The organism is Bacillus sp. RC251 (genome assembly GCF_044908765.1).
GTDB classification, from domain to species: Bacteria; Bacillota; Bacilli; order Bacillales; family Bacillaceae_G; genus Bacillus_A; species Bacillus_A wiedmannii.
Window position 1 is genome coordinate 84,546 of sequence record NZ_JBIYDP010000009.1, and the last position, 12,943, is coordinate 97,488.

Here is a 12,943-nt window from a genome sequence, read left to right on the forward strand (position 1 = left end):
TCAATTCTAATTTACTAACTGATTAGCGTTATTGCAAATCAAAATAATAAAACCGCATCTCCAAATGTTAGATAACTATCTAATACATTGGAGATGCGGTTCACTTAGGTCATTGAGGACTCATCTATCCTCTTTATTCGAAAATTACATTTATCATACTAATTTAATATTATATTCCTGAAGCCAACTATTAACTTGAAGTAAATAATCTATTATACTTCGTGCATCATTACCAGAAATTACTTTGTCTTTTCCTTCTGCAATAGCACGAACTCTTTCTACATTTATTAATGGTAAAATAGGTGATTGAGGATCGTTCAACACATGTAACATCCAATCACTAATACCTTGTAGATAAGAAGCATCCTTTGTGCTTGGATATGCACTTTTTTTGCGATAAAGTACATCCTCTGGAAGTACATTTTCAAAAGCTCGACGTAAAATACCTTTTTCAATATTGTCTATGCTTTTCATTTCGAATGGAACATTCCATAAGTATTCTACAAGCCGGTAATCGCAAAATGGAACTCGTACTTCAAAGCCATTCATCATACTTGTACGATCTTTTCGTTCAAGCATAAATGGCAAGAAACGTGTAATAAACATGTAAGACATTTGACGTTGCTTCCTTTGTAGATCACTTTCATCTTCTAAAAAGGGAACCTCAGCAACCGCATCTTCAAATTTTTGTTTTTGATATTTTTCAGGGCTAATCTTTTCTTTAAAATCCTCTGATAAAATTTCTGTACTATACCATAAATTAACACTCCAAGGGAATATCTCTGCATCTAAAAACTTCTCTTGATGGAACCATGGATATCCTGAGAACACTTCATCTGCGGATTCGCCTGAAAGTGCAACTGTTGCGTCTTTTTTCATTTCCTTAAATAGCAAATAAAGTGATGTTTCTAGTTCTCCAACTCCAGGTAGATCACGCGCTCGCATTGGAATTAATAAATGCTCTATTAAACTATCTGATCCCAATTCTATAGAGTGATGCTTTGTTCCTACATATTCAGCCACACGTTTCACCCAAGGTTCATCACGATCAAAACGAAGGAAGTCTTGCTCAAAGTCTTTTTCATCATTGATGAAATTCAGGGAATATGTATGAAGGTGTTCCCCTTTATTCCCAAATTCGTTTCCTGCTAAACCTGTTAGACCACTTGAATCCAAACCTCCGGAAAGCATAGATACCACTGGTCTATCAGCAATTAACTGACGTTTAACCGTATCTTGTAAAATGGAGCGGATAGTCTCCACTGTCATATCAATATCATCTATATGGTTTTTACTTTCCAGTTTCCAATACTGTGTCGTATTCGAGCCATTAGAGGTAAACGTCATATAATGGCCAGCACGCACTTCGTGTATATCCTTGAAAATCGCATGACCTGGAGTACGTGTTGGTCCAAGACAAAATATCTCAGAAAGTCCTTCTTTATCTACTTCTGCATCTACAAGTGGGTGCGAAAGTAAAACTTTTAACTCTGAACCAAAAAGAATTGCACTCCCTCTTTGAGCGAAAAATAAAGGCTTCACACCTAGATGATCACGACCAAGCATCAATTTCCCAAATCTTTCATCCCAAATACCAAAAGCAAAAATCCCATTTAAGTGTTGAACACAATCTTCTTGCCATTCTAAATAAGCATGTAGTAATACCTCTGTATCAGACTTTGTCTGAAATTCATGACCTTTCTCCTCAAGTTCTTTACGTAATTCTTGATAGTTATAAATTTCCCCATTGAACGTAAGACCAATCGTATCATTTCCATCTTTATACAGCATAGGTTGAAGGCCACCTTCAGGATCAATGACGATGAGACGTCGATGACCTAATGCCGCTCGTTTTGAGAACCAATGCCCCTCTGCATCAGGTCCTCGGTGAATGATAGCATCTGTCATTTTTTTTAACGTTTCTTGTTCATTAGACAAGTCTTTAGACCAGTCTATCCACCCTGCAATTCCACACATAGTGTCTACCTTCTCTCAAATAGTATAGAAACCGACTAAAATCAAATATCAGTCGGTTTTCCGTAAAAAAATCCGACTAAAAACATCTTTTAGTCATGTTTATATAATAAAATGAATTGAATAAAAAATCAAACAATTCAATCAAGAAAGAAATCACTGTCCCCTTTCACTTGAATTCTCATCGTCCAATTAAAAAATTATTACCTTAAACTTTCATTTTTATCCTAAGTGATACAGTTGCATTCTATTATAGTTATATACTAGAAATAAGAATGGTGTATGTTATTCTATAAGAAGCAAATAGAGGACTTTCTATTAGGAGTTACAAAATTACAAATGAACTAATACAGAATGTAAAGACAGAAAACTTCGCTAAATATTTCAAGGATAGGGTGTAGACAATGATCAAATTAGAAAAAGAAAATAAAAAAATGAAAATCATTCAATCTGCCACAATACTGTTCTCTACGCGTGGTGTCCGTAACACAACGGTTGATGAAATTGCAAAGAAAGCTAAAGTTGGTAAAGGAACTATATATTATTACTATACAGATAAAACTGAAATATTATGTGACTGCTATATGCGTCATATTCAGCTTAAACGCTCACAATTATTTGATTTATATAAAGAGGAAAAGGATGTTTTACTACGAATACAAAAAATCCTTCATTATATCAGCCTAGAATATCATCAAGACCCATTTGTTTCTACACTCTTTCAAGAATATAAAGAGTACCATTCACCTGAAATTACAACTTGTTTTAAACAATCTGAAGAAGAAGCAATTAAAATGATAAGTAATTTGCTCGAAAAAGGTTATCAACAAGGCGCTTTGCATAAGGTGCCATTACCGCTAACAGCTTTTATGTTAGTACGAATGATTTTTAACTACGAACAGGATTATATAAAAAATGATAAAAGTGATAAAGAATTTCTGCAGTTGCTAAAGCATATGCTGCTTAAAAACTAGTTTTAACAGCAAAAAAATAATTGTGGTATAACTATATGAAGAAGAACGTGAATAATAGATGGTTTCATAAGCTCTTTTCAGTCTGGACAAACCTGCAAAATATCTAACGCTTATGTAGGAATGACTGATAAAATCCCAACCCGCGTGATTGTTCATCGACTAATAAACGAACAACAGCGATTACAAGATCAAACTGTAAGGGAAAAAAGAATGAAATAAAGTATTCTGCTTGTAGTCAGGACTTAGCAATATTAATGAGGAATACCAATCATTTACTTGTGTTGATAGGAGAAGTAAATGATTGGTATTCTTTACGTTAGCAATATAAATTTAATTTAAATCATTGTAAGCAATCTTCCTCATTCATCGTTGCAAAAGGATAAAACGATGAATGAGGAAGATTGCGAATTCAGATGATGTTTTTATCATGTACTAATATTCAAGTTCACTTCAATGTGCATAAGCTTTTTATTATTTATTCTCTTAGATATGGGTTCCCATTAATAATCTAATTAAATTAGATTTCTTTACGCACCCTCTTCTGAATCCCACACTTCAGTAAATTCAAAACCTTTTAATTCACTCTCTAAAATTGCATTTTTGAATTGATCTGATACTAAAAGATAGTTAGGATGTACCTTCCCATTTATATTCAATTTAAAAATTGGTTCGTGCTGGACAACATAAGGAATAAATACAAATTTTTTACATCCTATTATTAAACCTGAACTTAACTTATCAAAGATTGTTTTATTATTATCAAGTGCTTCCAACCCCCTTAAAACATGCATAGCATAGTATTTTTTGTTTGTTTGTTTATGAATTAATGGTAAAAATTCAATATTATTTCCTACTATAGGTTCTAAAACATTCTTGGCTTTTTCACTAATTATTTGTACACCAGACTTTCCCAAAAAAATAGGGGAATCGCTTGATTTTCCTTCATCTGTTACCTCAATAAACTTAGGCGTCCATGAATCTGACAAACTCACCATAGAATTAAAACTAGTTGTAAAATATTTTTTATCCTCTTCATAGTTCAATAATTGAAAGGTTTCATAATCATCAGTCGAGCTCTTTAATTGCCAAATCTTCATATATATTCTCCTTTATTATTACCATTTATATGGTTATTTCTTGGGTTCATTTAATCGTAAATTACCTTCTAATAAATCTCTTTTTATTTCATGTAACACTGTTCGAGTTAACATCCCTTATTTAATTCTTGTAAAAAATAAAAAACAAACTAACCTTTAAAATGTTAGTTCGTTTTTAATAAATCATTAAATTAATATCAGGGAATTAAAAATGAATTTCAAATTATATTTAACATCAATTATTTTTATCCATTGGTATTGTATTTAGTGCTAAACCAACAAATCCTAATTTTTTTTGCTTTACCATATGGAGCCCCTTTTACTAATGTAAAAGGAATTTTTTCATCCTTTTAATATTTCCCCTGTTGATATATCAAGTGCTAGTACACTTTTTATCTTTACTAAATCTTTTAATCCTCCATTAGGAATTTCTATTAATACTATATTACACGTATCAGGGATTTCTTTTTTTATTTTCTGTATTTTTTGATTCAAACACCCCGTATTTACCCACTCAATAAAATCTAATGTAACTATAGTGGCATGATTTGAATTCATATCACCAGAATCAACAACCCTTCCTTTTCGTACATCTGCACCTTGCGACATTAAAAAACTTTGCCACTACCATCATCACCAATAGCGACATAACCATTTGCATATTCTGTTACTTCCCAAGTCTCATTTCGTTCAATAATATCATCAGTACCATAAATTATTAATCCTCCACCTATAGAAAAACCATTTGTATATTTCAATAAATCTTTATGTACATTTGGTAATTCAACTTTCATTACATCTTCTATTTCTTGAATTTTAATATCATTTGCTCGCTTATTTTTTATCAAACCAGAAACCCTAGATAAATTTATCATTTCCCCACTGCCTCTTTTATTTTTCTATAGTTTACATTAAATTTATAAGTTATATCAGTAGCATATCACCCAAGTCTCCTTCGCTTTCTTTACATAGCAGAAATTTTGACCTGAGGCAAACCAGAACTTGATAGTAAAGGTTTCGTTTGAGCTTTCTTTTCCTTACAACACTCTCATCATCCTTTACAGTCCATTCATTTTGTTGTATAGAATGATGCCAACTGTATTTAATTATCAGCTGGCATACTTTTATTTCCTTAAGCAGGATAATAACTTATTTTGTGAAGCCAAAATATATAGTGAATATTAATTACTATACCTTTCCGCGCTTAATTCTAAGAAAAAGCTTATGCAAATACATAAGCTTCTTATATTACATTTATTACTCTCTTGGATATAAATTTACATTAGTAAACTAATTTTATTAAATCTCTTTACGCATGATCTTTTGAATCCCATACCTCAACAAATTCGAAACCTTTTAAATTGTTTTCTAAAACTGTATTTCTAAATTCATCAGATACTAAGACAGTAGAAGAATGTAATCTTTGATTTAAAAATGTTTTAAATATTATCTGCCCCTCAACTTTATTGGCTAAAAATGCGTATTTTTCGAACCCTATTATTAACCCTGTACTTAGTTTTTCCAAAACTGCTTTATTGTAGTTAATTGCATCAACTGTATTTAGAACGTTTATTAGGTAATAAACTTCACTTGTAACATCATGAATTAATGGAAGGAACTCAACATTATTACAGATTAGAGGCTCTAATATTTCTTTTGCTTTTCTGCTAATCATTGGTGGACCAAGTTCTCCCCAGAACATAGGGCAGTCACTTTTTTTATCACCTTCTACACATTCAATAAAAATTCCCCCCCACGAATCAGACAGTTTTATTGCCAAATCAATTTTCCCATCAAAATATTTTTTACGGTCTTCTTTTAAATTTAGTAGCTGAAAAGATTGATAGTTATCAAATAAGCCTTTTAATTGCCAAATTTTCATACCTTTTTACTCCTTCAGAATTTAATTATTAAGTATCTATGATTGGTTAGATTAATTTAGTTTTAAACTACCATCCAATAACCTCTCTCTTATACTATGCAAGGCAGCAACTGCATCTTCTTGATTTCCCCCAAAGCGTTTCACTTCATACTCTGTATACTTCCCTGAATCTAGAGCGGTAAGCTTAAAGGAAATGAAAAGGGAATTAAATATACCAAAATCTCAACATCCTATCAACAAAAAAAGGTTACATTTATAGTTATTAACAGTAAGTGAATACTAAATAATAAAAGAAGCCTATTATGACCTGGGAATTGAAATATGAAGTTGATGAACAAAAAATTATAATTCAAGATTATTCAGCTGGTCATACCTTCGGACAAGGTGGTATTTGAGATTCCCCCCCCTCATCATAATGTAAGACCTGAGTACAATACAAGAACGGGACAGGTAGATGGGATGGAGGAACATTATTATTTTAAAAAGAGAGTTAAAATCTTAAGTTGATGGGCATGCGGCGGACCCCTACTAATATTCTTGATTTTAAATCATTTTCAGTATATTATATTCATATGGTAATATAGAAATTACGGTATACAGAAAGGGATCAAATCTATTTGTAAGATTTAAATCCTTTTCAAAGATAAAAAAATTTCACCAAAACGTAATATAACTTATGCTTGTCTTTTTAAGATGTATCTAATAAAAACACATTTTTTATCAATACAATTGTGTTTTCAATATAAATGGAAAATTTTTAATAGGCGTTTATTTACTTTCAATAATAAGAGCTAGTGTTCTAAAACATAGAGAAATAAGGCACTATACATAGTACCTGACAAACTTGAGAGATTTTGTATGTAGTTTGCTCATCACAGATAACAACAAAAGAGCCTTACCTATCTAGGCAAGACTCTACTAGTTTAGTTATATAATATTTACATAACAACTAAGAAACTAAAAACGTATAACACCAAGTAGCAGAACCCTAATATTCCTCCTACAGCTAATACCTGTTTAGCCCAACTTTTAATTTTCAGATTACTGTAAATCACTTGTACTCTTTCCATATTTCCTCCTATTAGGGAAAACCCTTAAAGACTCACACCTCGCTATGGTACCATTAAAGAATGACTAATAGGGCCTAATTTTTGTCTAAACGTATAAATATGCAATATTGCATAAAAAAATGTATTGTTATAAATGTAAGCGCTTACTATAATAAGGTTATAAAGATTTACACATCTTAATACAAAAACAGAGGAGAGAATAATATGGAAATCGCAATGGCAGTTTTAAAATTTATTGGTGGAGCAATCCCACTAATTCAAGAACTTTTAACAGCATTTATGTAATTTCATTATTTAGCAATTCTTTATAAATATTATCATACAGATGATCTATATATCAAAAATGAATTGATTTACAGATCATTTGCGTGAGTAGAGTCCCTTTAACATGATTGAGGGGATTTTTTAAATTTTTAAACACTTACGGTTACGTCACATCAAAATCAAGTTAGCAAAACAAAATGAAAAATACGCCAACCATTCCTATGATTCTACAAAAAGAATAGCGTATTTTTAATTTTGGAGCATTATAAAACTTTAACTAGATGATGATGGGGTAACAGTTGTGATTTAAAGATATGATCAGATTATACAAAGATACCCCACCAATATGTGGAAGATTAAGAATACACTTGCGAAATTGAAATGATTGAATTAAAAAATTTGATATTTTCATTGTTGCATAGGTTCCCTTTTAAATGATATACGTCTACTTTACCATCGATAAGCAATGACTAATGTCTCCTATTCAATCGTACTGATTACCCATGCCATGTTCTAAAGGAACCCTCTTGGCTAAAACGATAAAAATAAAGAGAGACACTTGTCCCCCTCTCCATAAGTACTTTTATTTTTAAATTTTAAATCATGCCTTTTAATATTAAACCAAAAACCGACATAGTGATTGCGCTAATAATAATTCGTAGAATCCAAGTTGTATTCAGGCTAATCTTTTCTAATTGCTTATTAATTGTAGCTATGTCCTTCTCATTAATTGTTGTGCGAGTTTCTAAATTACGAATATCTCGCATAATTTCTTTTTGTTCTGCTTTTAAACTGTCAATTTTCACATAAACATCTTCCAATACGTTCACACCCTTTTATAATCGTAATAAAGCAATCTTTACATGACATGAGACAACCTTATTCATGGTGAATTCATTGGAGGAAATTCCATACAAAATCCGTATTTTGTTAAAAATAAAAAAGAGACAGTTTCGCCTCTTTAAATACATAAAACTTGATTTTATCCAGTTTTATCATTAATACCATTGATTTGTTGCTTTAATTTTAATCCACTTAACTTGCGTCCTATTTGAATTGAAGGTCTCTCAACTGAATAATACGTAATGCTATAGACTGTTTTTATGAGGATTTCGTATAAGTGTGATTTAACTGATTAAGGCTATTTTCAAAGACGACATTTGAGCGATAATTTTTGTCTATTCTATATAAGTGTTAGCAAGTTCGTTTGCAAACTTGTTAGCACTTATACATTCTTTTTAACTCTAATAAAATAACATGTTCCAAATCATGCAAATTCGCCTTTGGTTTGGCATAAATGATTTGAGTAAAACCATATTCATCTGACTCTTGTTTCACCACTTCCTCTACTTCAAGACCAGGTATTATCTTCGTACTTAAACTAGATGTAACAAATTTATCACCTTTTTTAATTTTTTCAGCCTTATCGTTTGGATTTTTTCCATTATAAGAACTTTCTTCTTCTCATCGTACCCTGTAATAAACCCTAGAATAGATTGATCAGTTTGTAATGTTACTGTCAAATGATTCGTTCTTTCACCTTTAGACATCTGAGTGCACCCCTTTTCGAATCCAACCATGCCTTTTTTTCTCAGCCAGTTCCTTGTACTTTATACCTTTCATGAAATCTTCTTGAGCTAACACGTGTTTTTGCTTCACTTCATATCACCCACCACTTTCTATACAACTAGGAAGAAATTCTTTTATTTTCCTCTTCGAATAAATTTTTTACAAAGAAAAAAGACCTTGTAAATTACAAAGCCTTTTTTCTTATATATAAATTTACAACTTTCATATTAGAATTAGTTAAATCCCTCCACCAGGCTCTGTGTAAGCAGGTGCTCCTCCAGTATTTCCATGTGATTCTAACTTGGGGGCAGGTGTATCTCCCTTATTGTAAGCAGGTGCCCCTCCTGTATGCCCATCCGATTCTAACTTCGGTGCAGGGAAATGCCCATGAGTATAAGTTGGTGCTCCTCCATGATCTCCATCAGCTTCTAACTTAGGCGCCGGAGTGTCTCCTCCATTAAAAGAAGGTGCTGGATAGTCTCCATATCCATAAACTGGTGCTCCCGTATGCCCATGAGTATAGGACGGTGCTCCACCATGATTTCCATGTGCATAACTCGGAGACCATCCCTCTCCATGAGTATAAGATGGTGCTCCTCCTCCATCCCCCTCTGAAGCCGCTTGAACAATACCTCCACCATTTCCATGAGTAAAACCAAAAATTCCAAATCCTAAAACAGATAAACCTACGACTGCTGTACCGATTTTTCTTTTCATAATCGCTCTCCTCTATGTATATTTCATGTTAATTGAAATGAATATTATGGATATCAGTCATGATGAAAATTCGACTCATTTCATTACCATATATTTATACTTCTATGTATTTTTTTGTAAAACCTTCTTGAAATCTGAATAAAATGGTTATTTTTTGTAAAAAATCAAATGTAGTAACAAATTATTCACTTTACAATTTAGGCTTTGTTGCCTTGTTTTACCCACCACCTCACGGTAATTTCTTTTAATCATATTATTACATCCTACCCTTGTAAATCTTTTTATTTAAATATAAAATTATATATAAGTTCTAACATTTTGAATCGAGGTGAAAATTATGAGAAGTTTTAGTTCATTATTGATCTCTACTATCTGTTCAACAATCCTTTTAGTTTGGAATTCCCTTTCTTTTTATACTGAATTCACAACAGGACATACATACTACTGGATTTACGGTATCATAGCATTGGTTTTCCTTCTATTCTTTGTCTTAAACATGCGGGATATCATCAAGAAAAACTACAGAACCTCATAACAATAGGAGTTGATACATATGTGGAAAAAGATTAATAATTATAAGTTTCAACTAAAAGATTTAAAATTTATGACTTGGCTCTTTCCAATTGTCGGGTTGTTATACGCTTATGAATTCTTCTCTGGACTAATGTACTACCAGGAGTTTCGTTGGCTCAAGTTAATATGCATGGCGATAATGATTATAGGATTTATGGATATTAAAAAGAAGCTTAAAAACAAAGATTATAGAGTGGCTTAAAGCAACAAACAATCTTGAACTCATTTTCAAATCATTGTGATATATTTTCGGGTCTTACTTCATAAATCATTACCAGGAGAATCTGCAGGTTTGCAGGTTCTTTTTTGGTAAAATAAAAAAGAACCTGTTAGGCTACTTAAATTTTGTCTTATCACCAAATAAAATGGTATCTATATTCACCCGTTACACTTTCATCAACTCCAGCAACCCTAGCAAATCTCATATATCGCAGTTTTTTCGTTCATTGATTTCGTTTGTTTTGTTAATCCTTATCTTTCTTTAACAACTAACAAGACGCCCGACAGATCACGGTAACACCTACGATAATGGCTATAAACTCAATCAAAATCAGTTATCCTTACATTATTTATTTTTTGCTTCCATACCCCATTCTCTTTACGATACGTATTCTTGTCATTCATGAAGTCAGCTGTATTAACAGAAATGCTATATTTCTTATAAAAATTTAAATAATTACTAAAGCAGTAGCTATCAAACGGATAGCTATTTTTTTATTCTCATAAAAACTATCACGTCTCATCATCAATTCGTTATAAACATAGAAATCTTTGACTTTCTTACTTCCCAGATATTTCAACTCAATTATCTGACGCTGATTGTTATCAAGAGCGTTTTTCAATGTCCGTTCAATTTATTTAAAACGTATCTCATGATTCTTATCGTCATCTTTCATTTTCGGAAAAAGAACAACATCTCCAGCTTAAGCCTGTTCTTCTTGATCTTTCATTCGGACACACAATGCTTTGTAGTTTTTCAGCTCCTTCACCACAAGTCTTCGCATCTCTTTTCCATCGATGTCTTCCAAAAATGACAATTGATTCATACGATACGGTTTCCCTCCGTTCAATCTACTTACTTGAATGGTTATCCCTATTCTTGGCCATACTACATTTATGCATCTAGATTGTCACCTTTAGAACGAGCAGTTAACATTTGTTAACTGTTCTTTTGTGATTCATCGTCACATTATGATGAAATGGTCATATATTATCTCGAAGCATAAAACCCTAATTTTCTTTTTAATATCTCACTTTTCCCTTAAAGAGCACTTTTTAAAGGTGCTCTTTTTAGGTTAGCTAGAATATCACTTAATATTCCGTCAAAAATATACCTTAGACGATGACCATAACTCATTTAGTACAGTCTCTAACCTTTCTCCTTTCCCCTTTTTGGAGAACCAGCAGAGCAGCTAGCTTTTGCTAGCTGCTCTTTTATTTCTTTCCTGCTCTTGCTTCTTAAAGAATTCTGTAACTGCGTCTTCCAAATAAGAACATATTTCCATTCCCCTATTATACAAAATGATATTTTTATCAGAATAACTTTCGTATAACATTTCTAATCTCGCTTACACTATAACTGTAACTTTAAGTTACACTTCTATTACTTGTAGGGCCTAATTTTCTCTTGTGTAACAAGTGGTTGGCTAATAAAGTTGACCACTTTGTTGCGCAAAATATTTTTTATTTCTCAATACTTAGCACCTGTAATGAATTCTCATTTCTTGATACTATATTGGTGACATTGATTTTCCTCATAGGCATTTTTGGTAAAAGGTCTGTTTTCCCACAGCAGGTCCTTTTTTATTTGTTTACTAATATAGTGTTTATGTTGATTTTACGTTGACATTTTGTTGATTTTTTCTTCACATTTAAAAGAAACCAACATACGATATTGTATGTAGTCTCTCCGTTCATAGAGATCTACCTTTCTTATCAAAGAGCATACTTATATGTGTGCTCTTTTTACTTACAATGAAATAACTATTTTGTTAAGTTTTATTAATTCCTACATTCTCTTAATAAGTTCTGTATAATAACCTTTCCAAAATCATTGTGTTCCTCTATTAAAAATACTGTTTTTCTCTGCAATACTATTTTTCTAAAGTATCCGACAAAATTTGACAAACACAGTCAGCTATATTTGTTATGATGTTCTAGGTATTTCGCTTGACTACATAGAGGTTCTGAAAAAAACATATTTAATGACTATTCGTAGAAGGAGAATACAACATGGAAACACAAACCTACAAATACCCTAGACAAAAGATTAATGGGATTTGGCTAATAATTGCCGGTATAGCAATGTTGTTACTTTTAATAAAATATAACGGCTATCCAAATGTTTGGCCTTTTATCATCGTTTACATATTGGGCATGATTTGGCAATTAAACTCTAAAACTAGGAAAAAGTTAGCAGTTGGTCCTGGAACACCAGAACAAAAAAAGTGGTCTAATTCTTCAATCATTCTATTGGCCATTCTAGTTTTTCTTATTTTCCATTTCTTTTCCGATGACTATAGAATTTGCTGGTTATTAATTCTTTTAGCTGTAGGTGTTCATTTTTTAGCTTTTATTCCAGTACACGGAAAATTAATGATCTTTTTATCAATTAGTTTGGTAATTAATGCGTTCATAGGATTAATTATTACTAATGTAAGTCTAGATATCTTTTTTGTAATAGATGGACTAATAAAAATCTTATTTGGTGGTATCTTTATTAAGCTAAGTCCTACTAATTTTTAAAAAATTAGTATTCTGTTTCACAGTGAACCTCGGAGATAAGCAGTTAGCTTTTGCTAGCTGCTTCTTTTATTTATGAAA

General features: G+C 31.8%; 16 protein-coding genes and 3 pseudogenes. 8 read left to right on the forward strand and 11 right to left on the reverse strand.

Translation table 11 applies throughout. The features are described from left to right. Window positions 1-153: 153 nt before the first annotated feature. The gene (asnB, locus tag ABH961_RS22260) at window positions 154-1,977 is read right to left on the reverse strand and encodes an asparagine synthase (glutamine-hydrolyzing) (RefSeq protein WP_404520035.1); all 1,824 of its coding nucleotides are present in this window, start codon (window positions 1,975-1,977) and stop codon (window positions 154-156) included. A gap of 401 nt (window positions 1,978-2,378) precedes the next feature. Here asnB and ABH961_RS22265 point away from each other — a divergent pair, with 401 nt between their 5' ends. Together ABH961_RS22265 and ABH961_RS22270 are read left to right on the forward strand one after the other, a co-directional pair. After that, window positions 2,379-2,948 carry a TetR/AcrR family transcriptional regulator gene (locus tag ABH961_RS22265; protein ID WP_098155525.1) on the forward strand — a complete coding sequence of 190 codons (570 nt, stop codon included), beginning with the start codon at window positions 2,379-2,381 and terminating at the stop codon, window positions 2,946-2,948. 66 nt (window positions 2,949-3,014) lie between these two features. Then, window positions 3,015-3,336 (forward strand): annotated as a pseudogene (locus tag ABH961_RS22270) (IS4 family transposase); the annotation flags it as partial. A gap of 139 nt (window positions 3,337-3,475) precedes the next feature. Here the strand turns inward: ABH961_RS22270 and ABH961_RS22275 are convergent. The 5 genes and pseudogenes from ABH961_RS22275 to ABH961_RS30100 form a co-directional block, all read right to left on the reverse strand. Further along, window positions 3,476-4,045 carry an imm11 family protein gene (locus ABH961_RS22275; protein ID WP_404520037.1) on the reverse strand — a complete coding sequence of 190 codons (570 nt, stop codon included), beginning with the start codon at window positions 4,043-4,045 and terminating at the stop codon, window positions 3,476-3,478. 342 nt (window positions 4,046-4,387) lie between these two features. After that, window positions 4,388-4,654, reverse strand: coding sequence for a hypothetical protein (locus ABH961_RS22280; protein ID WP_404520039.1), 267 nt, complete (start codon window positions 4,652-4,654; stop codon window positions 4,388-4,390). After that, window positions 4,654-4,920 (reverse strand): SMI1/KNR4 family protein, encoded by a 267-nt coding sequence (locus tag ABH961_RS22285; RefSeq protein ID WP_404520040.1) that lies wholly within the window; start codon window positions 4,918-4,920, stop codon window positions 4,654-4,656. Before ABH961_RS22285 ends, ABH961_RS22280 begins: the two co-directional genes overlap by 1 nt. A 434-nt stretch (window positions 4,921-5,354) precedes the next feature. After that, a complete protein-coding gene (locus ABH961_RS22290; RefSeq protein WP_404520041.1) occupies window positions 5,355-5,927 on the reverse strand; it encodes an imm11 family protein in 573 nt (190 codons plus the stop codon). A 51-nt stretch (window positions 5,928-5,978) separates the two neighbouring features. Then, a pseudogene (locus tag ABH961_RS30100) lies at window positions 5,979-6,074 on the reverse strand (AHH domain-containing protein); the annotation flags it as partial. Between the two features lie 155 nt (window positions 6,075-6,229). Between ABH961_RS30100 and ABH961_RS22295 the strand changes: the two are divergent. From ABH961_RS22295 to ABH961_RS22305, 3 genes and pseudogenes are all read left to right on the forward strand, one after another. Continuing rightward, window positions 6,230-6,322: a hypothetical protein gene (locus tag ABH961_RS22295; protein WP_347280214.1), complete on the forward strand. Its 93-nt coding sequence runs from the start codon at window positions 6,230-6,232 to the stop codon at window positions 6,320-6,322. Next, window positions 6,312-6,434 carry an HNH/endonuclease VII fold putative polymorphic toxin gene (locus ABH961_RS22300; protein ID WP_404520043.1) on the forward strand — a complete coding sequence of 41 codons (123 nt, stop codon included), beginning with the start codon at window positions 6,312-6,314 and terminating at the stop codon, window positions 6,432-6,434. Before ABH961_RS22295 ends, ABH961_RS22300 begins: the two co-directional genes overlap by 11 nt. Window positions 6,435-7,096: 662 nt before the next feature. Then, window positions 7,097-7,282: pseudogene (locus ABH961_RS22305) on the forward strand (hypothetical protein). A 575-nt stretch (window positions 7,283-7,857) separates the two neighbouring features. On the opposite strand, the gene ABH961_RS22310 reads toward ABH961_RS22305, so the two are convergent. From ABH961_RS22310 to ABH961_RS22325, 4 genes are all read right to left on the reverse strand, one after another. Further along, the gene (locus ABH961_RS22310; RefSeq protein ID WP_404520045.1) at window positions 7,858-8,082 is read right to left on the reverse strand and encodes a hemolysin XhlA family protein; all 225 of its coding nucleotides are present in this window, start codon (window positions 8,080-8,082) and stop codon (window positions 7,858-7,860) included. 397 nt (window positions 8,083-8,479) lie between these two features. Further along, the gene (locus tag ABH961_RS22315) at window positions 8,480-8,674 is read right to left on the reverse strand and encodes a rod shape-determining protein MreC (protein WP_404520091.1); all 195 of its coding nucleotides are present in this window, start codon (window positions 8,672-8,674) and stop codon (window positions 8,480-8,482) included. Next, window positions 8,638-8,811: a hypothetical protein gene (locus ABH961_RS22320; RefSeq protein ID WP_404520046.1), complete on the reverse strand. Its 174-nt coding sequence runs from the start codon at window positions 8,809-8,811 to the stop codon at window positions 8,638-8,640. Before ABH961_RS22320 ends, ABH961_RS22315 begins: the two co-directional genes overlap by 37 nt. Window positions 8,812-9,067: 256 nt before the next feature. Next, window positions 9,068-9,547: a hypothetical protein gene (locus tag ABH961_RS22325; protein WP_098977758.1), complete on the reverse strand. Its 480-nt coding sequence runs from the start codon at window positions 9,545-9,547 to the stop codon at window positions 9,068-9,070. A gap of 337 nt (window positions 9,548-9,884) precedes the next feature. Here ABH961_RS22325 and ABH961_RS22330 point away from each other — a divergent pair, with 337 nt between their 5' ends. Together ABH961_RS22330 and ABH961_RS22335 are read left to right on the forward strand one after the other, a co-directional pair. Further along, entirely contained in the window at window positions 9,885-10,082 is a 198-nt protein-coding gene (locus ABH961_RS22330) for a hypothetical protein (RefSeq protein WP_088058137.1), read from the forward strand. A gap of 18 nt (window positions 10,083-10,100) precedes the next feature. Further along, entirely contained in the window at window positions 10,101-10,322 is a 222-nt protein-coding gene (locus ABH961_RS22335) for a hypothetical protein (RefSeq protein WP_088058135.1), read from the forward strand. A 721-nt stretch (window positions 10,323-11,043) separates the two neighbouring features. Here the strand turns inward: ABH961_RS22335 and ABH961_RS22340 are convergent. Next, entirely contained in the window at window positions 11,044-11,166 is a 123-nt protein-coding gene (locus ABH961_RS22340; protein ID WP_257208627.1) for a hypothetical protein, read from the reverse strand. A 1,186-nt stretch (window positions 11,167-12,352) separates the two neighbouring features. On the opposite strand from ABH961_RS22340, the gene ABH961_RS22345 reads away from it, so the two are divergent. Then, the gene (locus ABH961_RS22345; protein ID WP_088107533.1) at window positions 12,353-12,865 is read left to right on the forward strand and encodes a DUF6609 family protein; all 513 of its coding nucleotides are present in this window, start codon (window positions 12,353-12,355) and stop codon (window positions 12,863-12,865) included. The last annotated feature ends 78 nt before the right edge of the window (window positions 12,866-12,943 follow it).

Excerpts from the sequence above, each read along its gene's own strand:
- asnB (WP_404520035.1), bottom strand. The coding sequence starts at position 1,977 with ATGTGTGGAATTGCAGGGTGGATAGACTGGTCTAAAGACTTGTCTAAT.
- ABH961_RS22265 (WP_098155525.1), top strand. The coding sequence starts at position 2,379 with ATGATCAAATTAGAAAAAGAAAATAAAAAAATGAAAATCATTCAATCT.
- ABH961_RS22275 (WP_404520037.1), bottom strand. The coding sequence starts at position 4,045 with ATGAAGATTTGGCAATTAAAGAGCTCGACTGATGATTATGAAACCTTT.
- ABH961_RS22280 (WP_404520039.1), bottom strand. The coding sequence starts at position 4,654 with ATGTCGCAAGGTGCAGATGTACGAAAAGGAAGGGTTGTTGATTCTGGT.
- ABH961_RS22285 (WP_404520040.1), bottom strand. The coding sequence starts at position 4,920 with ATGATAAATTTATCTAGGGTTTCTGGTTTGATAAAAAATAAGCGAGCA.
- ABH961_RS22290 (WP_404520041.1), bottom strand. The coding sequence starts at position 5,927 with ATGAAAATTTGGCAATTAAAAGGCTTATTTGATAACTATCAATCTTTT.
- ABH961_RS22295 (WP_347280214.1), top strand. The coding sequence starts at position 6,230 with ATGACCTGGGAATTGAAATATGAAGTTGATGAACAAAAAATTATAATT.
- ABH961_RS22320 (WP_404520046.1), bottom strand. The coding sequence starts at position 8,811 with ATGTCTAAAGGTGAAAGAACGAATCATTTGACAGTAACATTACAAACT.
- ABH961_RS22325 (WP_098977758.1), bottom strand. The coding sequence starts at position 9,547 with ATGAAAAGAAAAATCGGTACAGCAGTCGTAGGTTTATCTGTTTTAGGA.
- ABH961_RS22330 (WP_088058137.1), top strand. The coding sequence starts at position 9,885 with ATGAGAAGTTTTAGTTCATTATTGATCTCTACTATCTGTTCAACAATC.
- ABH961_RS22335 (WP_088058135.1), top strand. The coding sequence starts at position 10,101 with ATGTGGAAAAAGATTAATAATTATAAGTTTCAACTAAAAGATTTAAAA.
- ABH961_RS22340 (WP_257208627.1), bottom strand. The coding sequence starts at position 11,166 with ATGAATCAATTGTCATTTTTGGAAGACATCGATGGAAAAGAGATGCGA.
- ABH961_RS22345 (WP_088107533.1), top strand. The coding sequence starts at position 12,353 with ATGGAAACACAAACCTACAAATACCCTAGACAAAAGATTAATGGGATT.